Origin of the sequence: Pontibacter sp. Tf4 (assembly GCF_014212495.1) — a bacterium.
Taxonomy (GTDB): domain Bacteria; phylum Bacteroidota; class Bacteroidia; order Cytophagales; family Hymenobacteraceae; genus Pontibacter.
Genome location: NZ_JACKZC010000001.1, coordinates 432,819 through 448,011, shown reverse-complemented (window position 1 = coordinate 448,011; position 15,193 = coordinate 432,819). Strand labels below are relative to the sequence as shown.

The window sequence follows — 15,193 nt, the reverse complement described above, 5'->3', positions numbered from 1 at the left end:
TGTGTATATAGATAAGAACCTGCAGCGATTGCTGCTACTGCTGCCCCTTGTACTTTTGGTGCAGCCGTTAGCCGCCCAGCAAATGCTACCGCCGGAAGAAAAACTGGATGTAGTACAGGACTGCGGCCTTACCATTTCGGGGAAGGTGCTGGACCACGACAACCGTACGCCTTTGCCGGGTGCTACAGTATACATTCCGCAACTGGACCGGGCCGCCATTGCCGATGCCTATGGCAATTACCATTTTCATCATGTATGCCAGGGCACCTATACCCTGAAAGTGAGCTTTATAGGCTATACCACCGAAGCCTACACCTACCGCATTACAACTTCTTCTGTCAGAGACCTGCAACTGCACTCCGATGTGGCCATGCTGCGCTCCGTAGAAGTAATAAGCACCAAAGTAATAGACGAAGCCCAGGCAACCGAAAGGCTGGCCGGGCAGGAACTGGCGCAAACGCGCGGCTTGTCCTTAGGCGAGACGCTGGAGAAATTACCGGGTGTGAGCACACTGCAGACAGGCCCCAATGTTTCGAAGCCTGTGATACATGGTTTGTCGGGTAGCCGCATTGTGATACTGAACAACGGTGTACGCCACGAGGCACAACAATGGGGCGATGAACATGCCCCGGAGATAGACGCTTTGGCTGCTAACGAACTAAAAGTAGTAAAGGGCGCTGCCGGCGTGCGCTACGGTTCTGATGCTATTGCCGGAACCATCCTCGTGAACCCAAGCCCCATGCCCGACTCCGCAGGCATAAGCGGCAACATCGGCCTGATCGGGAATACCAACGGCCGTATGGGAACTATAGCCGGTCTGCTGCAGGGCAGGCTAAAGCAACAGCCAATCAGCTGGCGACTGCACTCATCAGTAAAAAAAGCAGGCGACTCGCATACCCCGGAATATAACCTGAAGAATACCGGATATGAGGAGCAGAACCTGGCAGCTACCCTGGCTTATGATAAAAAGCAGTTTGGCGCGGAAGGCTACTATAGTTTGTTCCATAACAAGACAGGACTGCTTTCTTCGGCACACATCGGTAACCTGACAGACTTGGAACATGCCATAGAGCGCGGCCGACCCGAGGAGACCGGCGAGTTCAGTTATGACATTGAGCGACCTTACCAGGACATCAGCCACCACCTGCTTAAACTCAAAGGCTACTATAACACCGGAGACTCCGGCAAACTGTTATTTACCTATGGCTTTCAGCGCAACATACGCGATGAGTATGACAAGCACGTGCAGCGCAGCACTCCGGGCGGCCCCGAAACTGACCCCACTATACCGGAACTGCACCTGGACCTGATCACGCATACAACCGAGCTGGTTTGGGAACATGCGTTGCCTTCCGCCATTTCCGGCAGCATGGGGGTGAGCACTATCTGGCAGAACAATACTTATGAAGGACGCCAGTTTATACCGTTCTATAAAAACTTTACGGCAGGCCTTTTTGCAGAAGAAAAATGGAGAAGCGGCAACCTGCAACTGGAAGCCGGCGCCCGCTACGATTTTAAAGACCTGCGCGTAAAAAGCATTGACCGCGATAATACCCTGAACAAACCGAACTATAGGTTCAATAACCTGTCGGGGAGCGTGGGGGCGCTGTACGATGCCGGCTATCATTTTACGTTTGGCACCAGTGTGGGCTATGCCTCCAGGGCACCACATGTAAGCGAGCTGTTTGCCGACGGCGTGCACCATGGAACCTCATCTTATGAGAAAGGAGATCCTGACCTCGCCTCGGAACACGCCATAAATGCCAATGCAACTATAACCTATCACGGCAACCAGCACCTTAACGGCGGCATCAGCTTTTTTTATAATACTATTTACAACTATATTTACCTGCAACTACTGCCCGAGCTGGTGGAAAGCACAAGCGGCAGCCACCTGGCTTATTACTACAAGCAGGCTGATGCCCGTTTTTATGGCGCTGATGTAAACCTGACCTATGCTTTTACCGACCAGCTTGCCCTGGACACCAAAGCAACTATAGTTAAGGCATACAACACTCAGGAAAACGAGTACCTGCCCGGCATCCCAGCCGACCGCCTGACAGCAGATCTGCAGTATGAGTTCGGGAATAACGAACGCTCCAGGCTGGAGAACAGTTTTATTTCGGTCGGGGGGACGTATGTGGCGAGGCAAAACCGTACCGATGAGCGAACAGACCCTGTGTTAGCGGCGCCGGGCAGTTACTTCTTGTTGCAGGCAGAGGCCGGCACAACAGTAACCCTTGGCAACCAGCCGGTAACAATTAGTGTAAGTGGTAACAATTTGCTAAACACAGTTTATCGCGATTATCAGAACAGATTGCGTTATTTTGCAGCAGAAACAGCAAGAATGTTCCTGATTCGTGTTAACTTACCGCTGCATTTAAAACAAGCATCTTAAAATATAAGTATCATTTAATGTAATTCATCGTAATTGTCTATCATCTTAACATAAAACATTACCTATGAAGAAGTTTTTAAGACCATACCTTGCCTTTTTAATGATGGGTTCTCTGATTGCAACAACAGGTTGCGGCGGCGATGATGATCCAACCCCTGCACCGGCATCTGATGCAGAAGTGATCACAACAGTACAGTTGATACTGGAGCCTGAAAAAGGTGGACTGGCTATGGCCACTATTAAAGACATGGATGGCGTAGGCGGTGCAAACCCTACCAAAGAAACCCTTATCTTAAAGCCTAACACGGTTTACACCGGCGAAATCCTTTTACTGAATGAAAAGGAAAACCCGGCTGTAGAGATTCATGATGAAATTCTGGAGGAAGCTGATGACCACCAGATCTTCTATACGCCAGGTGGTAACTTAGACCTGGAAGTAGAATCTACAGATACAGACTCTAAAGGTCGTCCGGTAGGTCTGGCTACTACCTTTACTACCGGCGCTGCCAGCCAGGGTACACTTAAAGTAGTTCTGAAGCACCAGAAAGGCACAAAAGCAGCTGCTCCAGGCGATGCTACCAAAGGTGAAACAGATGTTGAAGTTACATTCGACGTGATCATTCAGGAATAATCCACTGAATCAAACATACAAAAAAGGGCGCTCCGAACGGGCGCCCTTTTTTATTGCTATAGTTACTGCTATTCTGCGATTTTACTCAAAGGACTTTCAGCCATAACCCTGCTATAGTTTAACGAATAAACCAACCGTGGATGAAGTCTTCCGGAACTATAGTTGCTGTTAAACGGCCTGTAGTTTTGCCACTACTTTAGCGATGCGGCTCTGGCGGGTTTCCGGGCGTTTGGCTTCCAGTACGGCCAGCACATGTTCTTTGCGGTGGGTGAAGGCAAGTTGCTCAAAGCGCGCTGCCACACCTGCCTGCTGCAGGGCCAGTTGCAGGTCCTCGGGCACAGCAACGGTTTTGGCAGCTCTGTCTATTCCCGGATGATCTACACCCATTTTAGAGGGCTCTTTTCGCGCTGCCTTGGGCTTGAAACGCAAAGCCGACCAGGTTTCATCTACAGCTACCAGTCGCACCCCTTCGTAGCCCAGCGCAACTATAGTTTCCCAGCCATTGTCGCGCGACATATCCGACTTTATACCTGCTGACTTTTTAGGATAAGCGATCCAGAGCATGCCATTGGGTTTAAGAGCAGCTACGGCCTGTGATGCCAGGGTATCCAGTTCGGCTTTTGTAACTATAAACAGCAACACAGCATCATAGGCGGCCTGCGCCTGTGTGGTGGTAGCAGCTTGTACGGTACCGCCTTCTTCCTCAAAGGCAGCGGGCAGGTGCACCGGGGCATTCAGGAGCAACAAACTATAGGGAGCTTTCAGCTGTAGTTTCTGGCAGATAGAGGGCATAACTTTATTCTGAACTTAACATGATACGATACGGGCATCTAAACTAAGGTAAAATCAGCAGAAACCGTTGGCGCCGCAACTATAAATTTTAAGCAGCACTTTTTACACAAAGCGTTGCACTTTTTAGTACAAACGCATATATTTAATAGTACCTATATTATTAAAACTATGCCCGTTACATCTCCGGCATCCTCTTTTAAACACTACCTGCTAAACGCATCGGTTATAGTTGCTGCGCTGGGCTATTTTGTGGATATCTATGACCTGGTGCTGTTCAGTATTGTGCGCATACAAAGCCTGCAGGACCTGGGCATAACCGGGCAGGCGCAACTGCTGGAAAACGGCGTGCTGCTACTGAACATGCAGATGGCCGGTATGTTGCTGGGTGGTGTGGCCTGGGGCATATTAGGAGACAAGCGCGGACGGCTTTCGGTGCTGTTCGGTTCTATTTTCCTGTACTCGGCTGCCAACATCCTGAATGGTTTTGTAACAGACATCCCTACGTATGCTTTTCTGCGGTTTGTGGCAGGAGTAGGTCTGGCCGGGGAGTTGGGAGCCGGCATAACACTGGTATCGGAAGTGCTGCCCAAAGAAAAACGCGGCTACGGTACGATGGTGGTAGCAACTATAGGCATATCGGGGGCGATACTGGCAGGCTTTGTAGGAGCGTATTTTGGCTGGCGCACGGCGTACTTTATTGGCGGCGGGCTGGGCATGCTGTTGCTGTTTCTGCGAATTGGCGTGTACGAGTCGGGCATGTTTAAGAACCTGCAGGAAACGCAGCTACATGTTACACGTGGAAATTTCCTGAGTCTGTTCACCAATGGCAAGCGCTTCCGGAAGTACTTAAAGTGCATTCTGATCGGTATTCCTATCTGGTATGTGGTTGGCATCCTGATCACGTTCTCGCCGGAGTTTGGACTGGCACTGAATATCAGCGACAGCATTTCGGCAGGAAAGGCGGTATCTTACTGCTACCTGGGCCTGGTATTCGGCGATTTTGCCAGCGGTTACCTGAGTCAGCAGTTCAGGAGCAGGCGCATTGTGGTGCTGGTATTTATGCTGCTGCTTGCTGTAACTATAGGCATTTACCTGATCAGCGAGCATATATCGGAGAGTGGCTTTTATGCGCTGTGCGTGGCCCTGGGCTTTGCCAGTGGCTACTGGGCTGTCTTTGTAACGATAGCCGCCGAGCAGTTCGGTACCAACATCCGGGCTACTGTCACTACTACTGTGCCTAATTTTGTGCGCGGGGCCGTTGTACCTCTAACTCTTGCCTTTACAGTTCTGAAAGACAGCATCGGGCTTATACCTGCTGCGCTGGCGCTGGCTGTTGTGTCCCTGGTGGTTGCCATCTTCTCTATCCTTACCCTGACCGAAACCTACGGCAAAGACCTGGACTATATGGAGCCGCACTAACTATAGTTATACTTCCGGTTGCTTGTCATATCCGTTCAACTATAGTTGCATTAAATGGCTTTATTTCAACATATTACAACCCAAAACAGTTATTTAAAAGCATTTAGCAGTACAACTAAATCCGGCAGGGCAAGTATAAAATCATAGGACACACTCTAATTTTATACTTGTTATGAAGAAGCACCTGATATCCAGAATCTCGGATATATCTTCTTTGCTTCTGCTGGCGGTTGTGCTTTATACTTCGCAGCCCCAGGCACCGCAAAAACAGACAAGTCATGTGCATGCCGGTCCGCCCCCTGCCCCTGTAACATTAGCAGCACTTACCGTACCCAGCAACGAAGCTTATTTTGACCTGATTGTGGAAACATCGGAGTGCCTGGGCGAAAACCTTTGGATAGGTGGGAAAGTGGAATGCTTGCCCCCGGCCGGTAAACCTAAAGCTACTTTTGCGCAGCGCAGGTTTGCTGTTAAAGAACTGACCGCCACCGGCCTGAGCACTTACAACAGCTACAAGCTACGCAACAACTATGGCACCCTGAAAGCCATCAGCGACAGGAGCGGGCATGTAATACTGCAACTGCAGGAAGGCCCTATGCAACTACAGCCCACCACCGGCGAGGCGCCCATTATTGTAGCTTACAAGCGCACACTACCCGGCGCTGTGCACGACGACAGCGTAGGCAACTGGATTTGTAAGTAAAGAGCTAAGCTATAGTTTGCAGTAGGCTGGCTATAGTTACAGGCCCGGCTTTGCCAGTTTAGTAATCAGATTCTTCTTCGGCCTCTCCTTCAAACCCAAGGGCTTTCATGCGGGCATTGCCTTCGTCCAGGGCGGCTTTCAGTTCGGGGTTCTGTTCTATACGCTTGCCGATCTCGGGGTCGAACATGATCGTGAAAATGGTTTTGAGGTAAGGCTTGTTCTCGGCTCTTTTAGAAAATGCTTCTTTATCTGCCTCTGTCATGCCTTTTATCCAGCTTTCGATCTCAGGCTTTATTTTTTCGAATGACGAGACCATCTCATCGTTCAGTTTCCGCACCATAACGATCGTTTTCTTATCGTCTTTCTCGGCAAAGGCAGCTTTAAGCCCATTGACATATTTCTCCATTATCTTGTCGTACTTGGCTTCGGCAGGATGCACGTCAGCTTTGGCAACATGTAGAACATCCAGAGCAGGAGCAGCCACCGCCGGTATTTGAAGCCAGCTGATGCCGGCAAGGCATAAACAGATCAGAAGAAGATTTTTCATACTTAAACCAGTTTTTTTATAACTTATACGAGAACTATTATTTTGTGGCAACCACTCTTCCCTTTATCCATAAGACTATAGCATTACGCATAATTTTAAGGGTATTTCTCACTAAACCGGCACCTATTTCGTAATTTTGAATATGATCTTATATAATGTAACTGTAAGTATAGACAACACCGTGGCCGATGAGTGGCTGCAGTGGATGAAAGAAGTACATATACCGGAAGTGATGGGAACAGGCTATTTTATGGCCAACCAGATATGCCGGGTGATGGAAGATGAAGATACAGGCGGTACTACCTACGCCGTACAATACACCTGCCGCAGCCTGGCAGACCTGCAGGAATACCAGCGCGACCACTCACCGGCGCTGCAGCAAAAAGTTAATGCCCGTTACGCTGGCCGCTACGCCTCTTTCCGGACGATGCTGGAAGTAGTTGGCGTGAATGTGGAGCGAAAAGAGCAGGAGTAAAACCCGGCAGGCAGAAAGCAAAAGCCCTGCCTGTACGTATCGTGCGGCCAGGGCTTTTTTATAAACTATAGTTGGCTATAGTTTGCCTTTGTAGTTCTGTATCTGCTCTTCGGTCAGGGTGCAGTTCAGCCATTCGCCGCTCAGGTCGGCGCCTATTTTTTTATAAAACGCAATAGCCGACTCGTTCCAGTCCAGCACCTGCCACCTGAAACGCTTGGCCTCGACGCGTTTTGCTTCTTCGGCCACGGCATCAAATAATCTTCTTCCTATGCCGCTGCGGCGCAGGCGCTCTGTCACGATCAGGTCTTCGAGGTACAGCATTTTGCCTTTCCAGGTAGAGTAGCCCATGTAGTACAGCGCAATCCCGACAATGCCGTCCGCTTCCGACTCCGCAACAAAAAACTCAAATATCGGTCGCTCGCCAAAGCCGTCCCAGTGCATATCTTCCACGGTATTGGTCACTTCCTGTGGTGCTTTTTCGTATTCAGCCAGTTCCCGCACTAATTGCAGCACCTGCGGCAGGTCATCTATCGTTCCTTTTCGTATCTGTATCATTTTTATTGTCGAATTGCTGGATTGTTGGGATGGTAGTAATTGTTAAATTGTTGATGGTTGCATTGTTGATTTTCCTGCTGCAAATCACGCAAAGTATTGCGTCTCTACCATATTAACTTTCTAACTTATCCTTTTTTAACTTTCTAACTTCTTTAACTCACTAACTCTTAAACTGCCCACACTGTTTTGGCCTGTACCAGTTCTTTGCCGGTTTGCTGGCTGGTGAGTTTGTGCAAAACTATAGTTTGCTCTTCTGTAGTGCCTGCCTCTGAAATTACGGTATCGCCGAGCACACTTTCCGCTTTGTAAATTACATCTATTTCTTTCAGTTGCTTTTCTAGGATGTTGGTCGGCAGCGTGTCCAGTATCCATTGCAGGTATCGGGTATTGGTAACGTGGCGGTTCAGGTCGATGTCGTGCCAGCGTACGGGCATTTGCTGGGTATAAACCGGCTCCTGTAGTTGCGGCAGTTTACCTTTAGCAAAGGGCAGCGGTTCCTGGTTGGGCGCTACTTCTATGTCCGTTATAAACTCCGGCACCGATACCAGCTGGCGCTTCACCACATCCATTACCAGCCACACGCTGGTCGCCTGCCCCAGCAACTCATTCTCCGAACTATAGATCCTGAAATCGCGGTGCAGAAACACGCGCTCCCGCCCCGATGCCCAGGTTTCCACAATTATAGTTTCGCCATGTTTGGGGTACCGGAACATCTCTACGCGCATGCGCTGCAATACCCACGTCAGGCCGCGCTCCAACAAGTCGTACATCGAGATGCCCATGTTGCGGGTGTTCTCCCAGGCAGCTTCCTGCATGTAGCTTACCAGCGCCGGTATAGTAGCATCACCATGGTAATCTATCTCGCTGGAACGAACTATAAAACTGCTTTTGCCGGGATACGATTTCATAGTTTCAGAGGTTTGGTGGTGTGCAAAGGTACGTAAGTTGGGTTATAGTTTCTGCCCTCGCTTATGTTAGTGATAGTGAGCTATAGTTTGTGTGGTCTTGCCGCCCTCGCTCGCGTCCCGCGAGTGTGAGCTACAAGCGGACTCAGGCCGCGTCAGTATTTCACCCGTATTATTTGCTAAAAAGCCTCTATGAGCGAATACCGCAATACAGCTCCCGGCGAGTTATACTTTGTAACGCTTACTGTTTCAGGTTGGATAGATGTGTTTTCCAGAAAAGAGTACAAGGATATTCTGATAGAAAACCTTAAGTATTGCCAGGAGAAATTCAACCTGGAGATTTTCGCTTATGTTATCATGACCAATCATCTGCACCTGATTGCAAGGTGGCAGGATGGGGAATTGACAGAACTGCTTGGAAGGTTTAAAAGCTATACAGCTAAAAAGATCCTCGAAGAAATTAGAAGAAATCCACAAGAGAGTAGAAAAGATTGGCTGTTAAACGTTTTTGAGCATTTTGCCAGTAACAACAAGCAATACAGTAATTATCATTTCTGGAACTATACTAATCATCCAACTTTGCTACATACAAATGCTGTAATTGATCAGAAGCTAGAATACATCCATCAAAATCCTGTCCGTGCTGGAATTGTTGGCAATCCGGAATACTACAACTATAGCAGTGCCTGCGCAGATAGTCCGCTAAAAGTTGCCGAACTATAATGTTTGGTGCGGCCAGAGTCCGCTGGTAACTTACACTCGCGGGACGCGAGCGAAGGCAACTGGCCAACTATAGAAACAAGAAAGCACAACTGTTGCCAGCTGTGCTTTCTATAGTTCTTTAGCTTAAACTATAGCTTACATCATAGCACCGAGCCCGGCACCGATAGACATAAATATGATGGCTAATCCATAAAAGCCGAGGATAACTATAGTTAAAATGCCCATAAACTTGAACAGCGACTTCAGGTTCTTAAACGATTCAGTAATCAGATCTTCGTCTTTGCTGTCGAGGGCTGCTTTCATTTTGTCGGAGAATTTGTACAGGTACAGCACCGGGAAAAAGTAAAGTGCTGCAAAAATCAGGTAGAAAACCGTGAAGAATCCACCGCCTGCACTGCCAAATCCATCGCCACCAGCCTGCGACATAGCCGCGCCAAGCATAGTACCAGCAAATATGCCTGCCAGCACCATAAATCCGACGCCTACAAACCCAACTATAGCCAGGAATTTACCCCACTTAGCAGTGTTTCTCAAAAAGTCTTCGGATGCCAGGTTCAGGTTCAGGCCCTGCGGCGCAGGTGTGTCAGCGTAAAGTTCTGCTTCCATGAAGTTAAGGTTGTTAGATTGTTAAAGTTATACTTCTTTAAATATAAGGGATCTACTATACTTTAACATCATAACACAGCATAAAAAAGCCGCGCTACCTGAAGCAGGCAGCGCGGCTGAAGTATAAATGGCAGATCTATACTTGTTGTTATTTGTTCTGAGCTTCGCCTTCGTAAGGGTTTACGCCCATGTTTTTGTATATGAAAGCATACGTATCGGCATACTCCTGGATAACCAGCGACGTTGGCTTACCGGCACCGTGACCAGCGCGCACATCTACTCTGATCAGGTATGGGTTGCCCGGAGCACCTTTGGCCTGTAGTTCAGAGATAAACTTGAATGAGTGTGCAGGAACTACACGGTCGTCGTGGTCGGCTGTTTTAACCAGGGTAGCAGGGTATTTTACGCCTTCTTTAATGTTGTGCAGCGGCGAGAATTTATACAGGTTCTCGAACTGAGCCGCATCATCAGAAGAGCCATACTCCGGCACCCATGCCCAACCAATGGTAAACTTATGGAAGCGCAGCATATCCATTACACCTACCGCAGGCAGGGCAACTTTAGCCAGCTCAGGACGCTGTGTCATGAAGGCACCTACCAGCAAACCACCGTTAGAGCCACCAGCTACAGCCAGTTTATCTGATGAAGTATACTTCTGGTTGATCAGGTATTCGGCAGCAGCGATGAAGTCGTCAAACACGTTTTGCTTGTTTGGCGTCATGCCCGCTTTGTGCCAGTCTTCGCCGTACTCGCCACCACCACGCAGGTTTGGCATGGCATAAACGCCACCGTTCTCCAGCCACAGCATGTTGGCAATGCTGAAGCTAGGCGTCATAGATATGTTAAAGCCACCATAAGCGTACAGGTAAGTCGGGTTGGTGCCATCCAGTTTCAGTCCTTTTTTGTGCACGATAAACATCGGCACTTTGGTACCATCTTTTGAAGTATAAAACACCTGCTTCGTCTCAAAAGCATCGGTATCTACATTTACTTCGGTTTTGCGGAACAGACTTACTTTGTTGTTAGGTACATCGTAACGGTAAATGGTTGGCGGATAGGTAAACGACGTGAACGTGAAGAATGTCTCCTTGTCTTTCTGGTCGCCACCAAAGCCGCTAACTGTACCTAATGTTGGTAACTCTACTGTATTCAGCTGCTTTCCGTTCTGATCGTAAACCACTACCTGGCTGGTAGCATCTTTCATATAGCTGGCAATTATGCGGCCACCTACTGTAGATACGCTCTGCATTACGTTAGCTGATTCCGGAACTATCGTTTTCCAGTTAGACTCCTGCGGTTTCTTCGGGTCGATCAATACCAGGCGGTAGCGTGGTGCGTTCTTGTTGGTCATCACCAGCAGCTTGTCGCCGAAGTTATCTACCACATTGTACTCGCTCTCGAAGTTATCTACAATCGGTTTTATAGTTGATTTCGGGTCAGTCAGGTCTTTATAGTATAGCGCGTTGGCTCCGCTGGCACCTTCCGATGCATTCAGGATCAGGAAGCGCTCGTCGTCTGTAGTCTGGCCGTAGAAGTTGCGCAGCGCGTGTGCTTTGTCTTCGTAAACCAGTTTGTCCTGGCTTTGCGGCGTACCGATTTTGTGGTAGTATACTTTGTGGAACTCGTTCTTATTAGCCAGTTTGTTGCCTTCGGTCGGGGCGTCGTAACGGCTATAGAAGAAGCCATCTTTGTACCAGCTTGGGCCAGAGAATTTCACCCACTCCAGTTTATCGTCCAGCATTTTGCCGGTAGCCACATCCATTACCTGGTAGGTGTTCCAGTCAGAACCGCCGCTTGATGTACCTACCGCTACATGCTTACCATCTTTAGAGAAAGAGAACGCCGTTAACGCTACCGTTCCGTCAGAGCTCAGCTTGTTTGGGTCAAAGAATACTTTTGGTTCAGATTCCAGGGTTTCCTGCACATACAGCACACTCTGGTTCTGCAAACCATCGTTTTTATAAAAATAATACTTGCCGCCTTCTTTAAACGGAGCACCGTATTTCGGGTAATTCCAGATCTCGGTCAGGCGCGCTTTAATGTTATCGCGGAAGTCGATGTCGCCCAGGTATTCCTGTGTTACTTCGTTCTGCGCTTTTATCCACTGGTCAACCTCGTCGGTATGCGTCTCAAGCCAGCGATAGGGATCAGCTACCTGCTTTCCATGGTAAGTGTCAACGTGGTCTACTTTTTTGGTAGTCGGGTAAGTTAAGGCAGGTTCGGCCGTCGCAACGGCGGCCTCGGTAGTTGTTTCGGTACTCACACTTGTTGTTTCTGTTTGGGAGGATTTACATGCCGACACAGCCGTGAGGCCGCCAGCCAGCAGTAGAACAGTGGTTCTTTTCATAATGTTTTCCGTCTGAGTTTAGGTTGTAATACGGGAAAAGCTAAGATAAGTAAATATCCTGAAAAGGGCTATAGCTGGGTTTCCGGGCCTTTAAGTATCTTCGAAAAACTATACCCGCACGGCCTTATATCCTTTGCGCCATAGCTGCCTGCCTTATAATTCAGGCCTTCTGTTACATGCTTGCCTATAGTTACCACCAGCCTTATATTCGCTTTTCTTAATATAAAAAGGCTAACTTTAAACGATGGAGCTGTATTTGCGTACTCATAACGCCTTACCAGCACAACTATAACGTATACCCCAAACCAAACATAAACTTATGAAAAGACTATTATTTTACCTGATCGGATTTGTAGTACTGGCTTCGCAGTCGTCGTGCGGTTATAACGAAATGGTGGCCAAAGACGAGAACGTGGAAGCTGCCTGGGCCAACGTACAGAACGCCTACCAGCGCCGCGCCGACCTGATCCCTAACCTGGTAAATACCGTGAAAGGCGCCGCCAACTTTGAGCAGGAAACCCTGACACGTGTAATAGAGGCCCGTGCCAAAGCAACCAGCGTCAACATCAGCCCGGATAACCTTACCCCGGAAAATATTCAGCGTTTTCAGCAGGCACAGGGCGAGCTGTCGGGTGCACTAAGCCGCTTACTGGTTACCGTAGAAAAATACCCGGAACTGAAGGCCAACCAGAACTTCCTGGAACTACAGGCCCAGCTGGAAGGCACCGAAAACCGCATATCCGTGGAAAGGCGTAAGTTTAACGAGACCGTGCAGGACTACAATTCCTACATCCGCTCGTTCCCGCGCAACATTATAGCCGGCTGGTTCGATTTTGAGAAGAAAGGCTACTTTGAAGCAGAAGCCGGAGCCCAGCAAGCCCCGACGGTACAGTTCTAAATCACTTAAATTGTTTAATGGCTGAATTGCTTAATTGTTATTTTTCTGCCTGATTAACAACAATTTAACAATCCAACAATTTAACCATCAAGGTCATGCCCCAAGACATTATAACGCCGGAAGATGAGCAGCTGATCATGGCGGCCATACAGGAAGCGGAGCAGAACACCTCCGGGGAGATACGCGTGCACATCGAAAACCACTGCCAGGGCGATGTGCTGGACCGCGCCACCGAAGTATTTGCCGAGCTGCACATGCACCTGACCAAACTCCGCAACGGAGTGCTTTTTTACATGGCCATTAAAGACCATCAGTTTGCCGTGATCGGTGATGCCGGTATAAACGCCAACGTGCCCGACCATTTCTGGGAAGATATTACCGCCGAAGTGATCCGCCATTTTAAGCAGAAAAAGTATGCAACCGGCCTGGCTAATGGTATAAAAATGGCTGGTCAGCAGCTTAAAACGCATTTCCCATTCAACAGAGAAGGAGACGTGAACGAACTTCGCGACGACATCTCGTTCGGAAAATAACTTCCTATGCTCAGATACGCGATACTTTTTCTCTGCCTTTGTTGCCTGCCGCTGCTGGCCCTTGCCCAGGACAGCGATTTTCCGCCACGGCCTAACCCGCCGCGCCTGGTAAACGACTTGGCCGACATCCTGACCCAGCAGGAAGAAGCAGCACTGGAGCATAAACTGGTAAACTATAACGATACCACCTCTACCCAGATCGCTATTGTTACCATTAAATCTATCGGCGATTACGATGCCAACCAGTATGCGGCCGAATTAGGTGAGCGCTGGGGCGTAGGCTCTGCAAAATTCGACAACGGCATTGTTATTCTGGTAGCCATAGAGCAGCGCAAAGTAGCCATACAAACCGGTTACGGCATGGAGCACCTGGTGCCCGATGCCATTGCCAAGCGCATCACAGAGTACACGTTAAAGCCAAATTTTCAGCAAGGCGAGTTTTACAAAGGGCTGGATGATGCCACATCGTTTATCATCAGCGTGGCCAGCGGCGAGTACCAGGCCGAACCAGGCCAGAATGCAGATGGCGAAGGCGGGCCCTCTATCATGTTCATTATCATTATTGCGTTGCTGGTGCTGTTCATCTTCTCGAGGTTTGGCAGAGGAGGCGGTGGCGGCCGAGGTGGCCGGGGCTATTCCCGCACCTTTGGTGGTCCTATTATTATTCCGGGCGGCTTTGGCACGTTCCGGACCGGCGGCGGTATTTTTGGCGGCGGCGGAGGTGGCGGCGGCTTTGGGGGCTTTGGAGGAGGCTCCTTCGGCGGCGGCGGCGCGAGCAGCAGCTGGTAGTCTGGCCCTGCGGGCAATTATGAATTAGAAACTATGAATTAAAAATAAAAGGAGACAGGGTTTTGGCCTTGTCTCCTTTTATTTTGGCCGCACTACAGGCACGGCAGCTTTCATCAGCAACTATCGCTTTGCCCTGACTATAGTTTGTAACTATAACACAACTACTGTAGTTTGTCCCGGGCAAATGTTACCGGAGAAAGCAGGATTAACTATAAACTGCGGCAGGTTTTTGTCTGAATCAGGATTTTCAGGATGAAAAGATTTTCAGGATTTGAGCTTTTTGCTATAGTTTTATAGTTGCCCATTTTTGCTGGCGCGGGTTTGTAACCCGTGCCTAACTATGGTGTTGAGTTTGTAACTCAACTGGCTCGGTAGAGACAGAAATGGCAAAGGCGGTTGCTATAGTTCTATAGTTGCCGATGGTCATCCCCCTCCCCCCTTCAAAGGGGGACTTTCTGCTTTTGCTATAGTTTAGATTATAGTTTTATAGTTGCTGAGGTTCCAACCACCCCTACCCCTCCTTATCTAAGGAGGGGAACTTTGATATTGCTATAGTTTGAACTATAGTTCTATAGTTACAGACCATGAGCAGGACAGGTTTACCTGTCCCCTCTAGTCTACAACCACGAGAAAAACCGATCTGCCCTAACCAAAAGATAATAAGGAAACTATAGCTATAGTTTAGCTATCGAAGTGATCTCAGTCTTTGGGTTGAGCGCCTTTGACTTGTTGCGGTGCCGTCAGGCAATCCGACGCAGGAGGATAGCAAGAAGGCAGCAGCGCGATGCCCGAAGACGGGGTCTCCCGGCCCGGGAGGGAGCCAAGCAAACTATAGGACGATAGGCTCTTAGAGCTCCCAGGAATACAAGAAG

At 49.0% G+C, this 15,193-nt stretch carries 15 protein-coding genes; 9 read left to right on the top strand and 6 right to left on the bottom strand.

Going from position 1 to position 15,193, the window contains the following annotated elements; translation table 11 throughout:
- Position 1: 1 nt before the first annotated feature.
- Both H7F15_RS01890 and H7F15_RS01885 read left to right on the top strand, forming a co-directional pair.
- Positions 2-2,398: a TonB-dependent receptor gene (locus H7F15_RS01890; RefSeq protein WP_185195247.1), complete on the top strand. Its 2,397-nt coding sequence runs from the start codon at positions 2-4 to the stop codon at positions 2,396-2,398.
- A gap of 64 nt (positions 2,399-2,462) precedes the next feature.
- Entirely contained in the window at positions 2,463-3,029 is a 567-nt protein-coding gene (locus H7F15_RS01885) for a hypothetical protein (protein WP_185195246.1), read from the top strand.
- 168 nt (positions 3,030-3,197) lie between these two features.
- On the opposite strand, the gene H7F15_RS01880 is transcribed toward H7F15_RS01885, so the two are convergent.
- On the bottom strand, positions 3,198-3,821 hold the full coding sequence (locus tag H7F15_RS01880) for a YdeI family protein (protein WP_185195245.1): 624 nt from the start codon (positions 3,819-3,821) through the stop codon (positions 3,198-3,200).
- Between the two features lie 168 nt (positions 3,822-3,989).
- Between H7F15_RS01880 and H7F15_RS01875 the strand changes: the two genes are divergently transcribed.
- On the top strand, positions 3,990-5,240 hold the full coding sequence (locus H7F15_RS01875; RefSeq protein WP_185195244.1) for an MFS transporter: 1,251 nt from the start codon (positions 3,990-3,992) through the stop codon (positions 5,238-5,240).
- 172 nt (positions 5,241-5,412) lie between these two features.
- The gene (locus H7F15_RS01870; protein ID WP_185195243.1) at positions 5,413-5,943 is read left to right on the top strand and encodes a hypothetical protein; all 531 of its coding nucleotides are present in this window, start codon (positions 5,413-5,415) and stop codon (positions 5,941-5,943) included.
- A 58-nt stretch (positions 5,944-6,001) separates the two neighbouring features.
- Here H7F15_RS01870 and H7F15_RS01865 read toward each other — a convergent pair whose 3' ends face one another.
- Positions 6,002-6,490, bottom strand: a complete 489-nt coding sequence (locus tag H7F15_RS01865; RefSeq protein ID WP_185195242.1) for a hypothetical protein — start codon at positions 6,488-6,490, stop codon at positions 6,002-6,004.
- 142 nt (positions 6,491-6,632) lie between these two features.
- Between H7F15_RS01865 and H7F15_RS01860 the strand changes: the two genes are divergently transcribed.
- Entirely contained in the window at positions 6,633-6,965 is a 333-nt protein-coding gene (locus H7F15_RS01860; RefSeq protein ID WP_185195241.1) for a DUF4286 family protein, read from the top strand.
- Between the two features lie 75 nt (positions 6,966-7,040).
- On the opposite strand, the gene H7F15_RS01855 is transcribed toward H7F15_RS01860, so the two are convergent.
- On the bottom strand, positions 7,041-7,520 hold the full coding sequence (locus H7F15_RS01855; protein WP_185195240.1) for a GNAT family N-acetyltransferase: 480 nt from the start codon (positions 7,518-7,520) through the stop codon (positions 7,041-7,043).
- Between the two features lie 167 nt (positions 7,521-7,687).
- On the bottom strand, positions 7,688-8,428 hold the full coding sequence (locus H7F15_RS01850) for an acyl-[acyl-carrier-protein] thioesterase (RefSeq protein ID WP_185195239.1): 741 nt from the start codon (positions 8,426-8,428) through the stop codon (positions 7,688-7,690).
- A gap of 189 nt (positions 8,429-8,617) precedes the next feature.
- Here H7F15_RS01850 and H7F15_RS01845 point away from each other — a divergent pair, with 189 nt between their 5' ends.
- The gene (locus tag H7F15_RS01845) at positions 8,618-9,148 is read left to right on the top strand and encodes a transposase (protein WP_185195238.1); all 531 of its coding nucleotides are present in this window, start codon (positions 8,618-8,620) and stop codon (positions 9,146-9,148) included.
- Between the two features lie 135 nt (positions 9,149-9,283).
- Here H7F15_RS01845 and H7F15_RS01840 read toward each other — a convergent pair whose 3' ends face one another.
- Both H7F15_RS01840 and H7F15_RS01835 read right to left on the bottom strand, forming a co-directional pair.
- Positions 9,284-9,754, bottom strand: coding sequence for a DUF5362 family protein (locus tag H7F15_RS01840; RefSeq protein ID WP_185195237.1), 471 nt, complete (start codon positions 9,752-9,754; stop codon positions 9,284-9,286).
- A gap of 148 nt (positions 9,755-9,902) precedes the next feature.
- Positions 9,903-12,101 (bottom strand): prolyl oligopeptidase family protein, encoded by a 2,199-nt coding sequence (locus H7F15_RS01835; RefSeq protein WP_185195236.1) that lies wholly within the window; start codon positions 12,099-12,101, stop codon positions 9,903-9,905.
- Positions 12,102-12,420: 319 nt separating this feature from the next.
- Between H7F15_RS01835 and H7F15_RS01830 the strand changes: the two genes are divergently transcribed.
- The 3 genes from H7F15_RS01830 (at position 12,421) to H7F15_RS01820 (ending at position 14,321) form a co-directional block, all read left to right on the top strand.
- On the top strand, positions 12,421-12,999 hold the full coding sequence (locus H7F15_RS01830) for a LemA family protein (RefSeq protein WP_185195235.1): 579 nt from the start codon (positions 12,421-12,423) through the stop codon (positions 12,997-12,999).
- Between the two features lie 95 nt (positions 13,000-13,094).
- Complete coding sequence (locus H7F15_RS01825) at positions 13,095-13,532, top strand: TPM domain-containing protein (RefSeq protein WP_185195234.1); 438 nt, start codon at positions 13,095-13,097, stop codon at positions 13,530-13,532.
- A gap of 6 nt (positions 13,533-13,538) precedes the next feature.
- On the top strand, positions 13,539-14,321 hold the full coding sequence (locus tag H7F15_RS01820) for a YgcG family protein (protein ID WP_185195233.1): 783 nt from the start codon (positions 13,539-13,541) through the stop codon (positions 14,319-14,321).
- The last annotated feature ends 872 nt before the right edge of the window (positions 14,322-15,193 follow it).

Coding starts and splice junctions, on each gene's coding strand:
- H7F15_RS01820 (WP_185195233.1), top strand. CDS start 13,539: ATGCTCAGATACGCGATACTTTTTCTCTGCCTTTGTTGCCTGCCGCTG.
- H7F15_RS01855 (WP_185195240.1), bottom strand. CDS start 7,520: ATGATACAGATACGAAAAGGAACGATAGATGACCTGCCGCAGGTGCTG.
- H7F15_RS01885 (WP_185195246.1), top strand. CDS start 2,463: ATGAAGAAGTTTTTAAGACCATACCTTGCCTTTTTAATGATGGGTTCT.
- H7F15_RS01840 (WP_185195237.1), bottom strand. CDS start 9,754: ATGGAAGCAGAACTTTACGCTGACACACCTGCGCCGCAGGGCCTGAAC.
- H7F15_RS01880 (WP_185195245.1), bottom strand. CDS start 3,821: ATGCCCTCTATCTGCCAGAAACTACAGCTGAAAGCTCCCTATAGTTTG.
- H7F15_RS01860 (WP_185195241.1), top strand. CDS start 6,633: ATGATCTTATATAATGTAACTGTAAGTATAGACAACACCGTGGCCGAT.
- H7F15_RS01825 (WP_185195234.1), top strand. CDS start 13,095: ATGCCCCAAGACATTATAACGCCGGAAGATGAGCAGCTGATCATGGCG.
- H7F15_RS01875 (WP_185195244.1), top strand. CDS start 3,990: ATGCCCGTTACATCTCCGGCATCCTCTTTTAAACACTACCTGCTAAAC.
- H7F15_RS01845 (WP_185195238.1), top strand. CDS start 8,618: ATGAGCGAATACCGCAATACAGCTCCCGGCGAGTTATACTTTGTAACG.
- H7F15_RS01835 (WP_185195236.1), bottom strand. CDS start 12,101: ATGAAAAGAACCACTGTTCTACTGCTGGCTGGCGGCCTCACGGCTGTG.
- H7F15_RS01850 (WP_185195239.1), bottom strand. CDS start 8,428: ATGAAATCGTATCCCGGCAAAAGCAGTTTTATAGTTCGTTCCAGCGAG.
- H7F15_RS01870 (WP_185195243.1), top strand. CDS start 5,413: ATGAAGAAGCACCTGATATCCAGAATCTCGGATATATCTTCTTTGCTT.
- H7F15_RS01865 (WP_185195242.1), bottom strand. CDS start 6,490: ATGAAAAATCTTCTTCTGATCTGTTTATGCCTTGCCGGCATCAGCTGG.
- H7F15_RS01830 (WP_185195235.1), top strand. CDS start 12,421: ATGAAAAGACTATTATTTTACCTGATCGGATTTGTAGTACTGGCTTCG.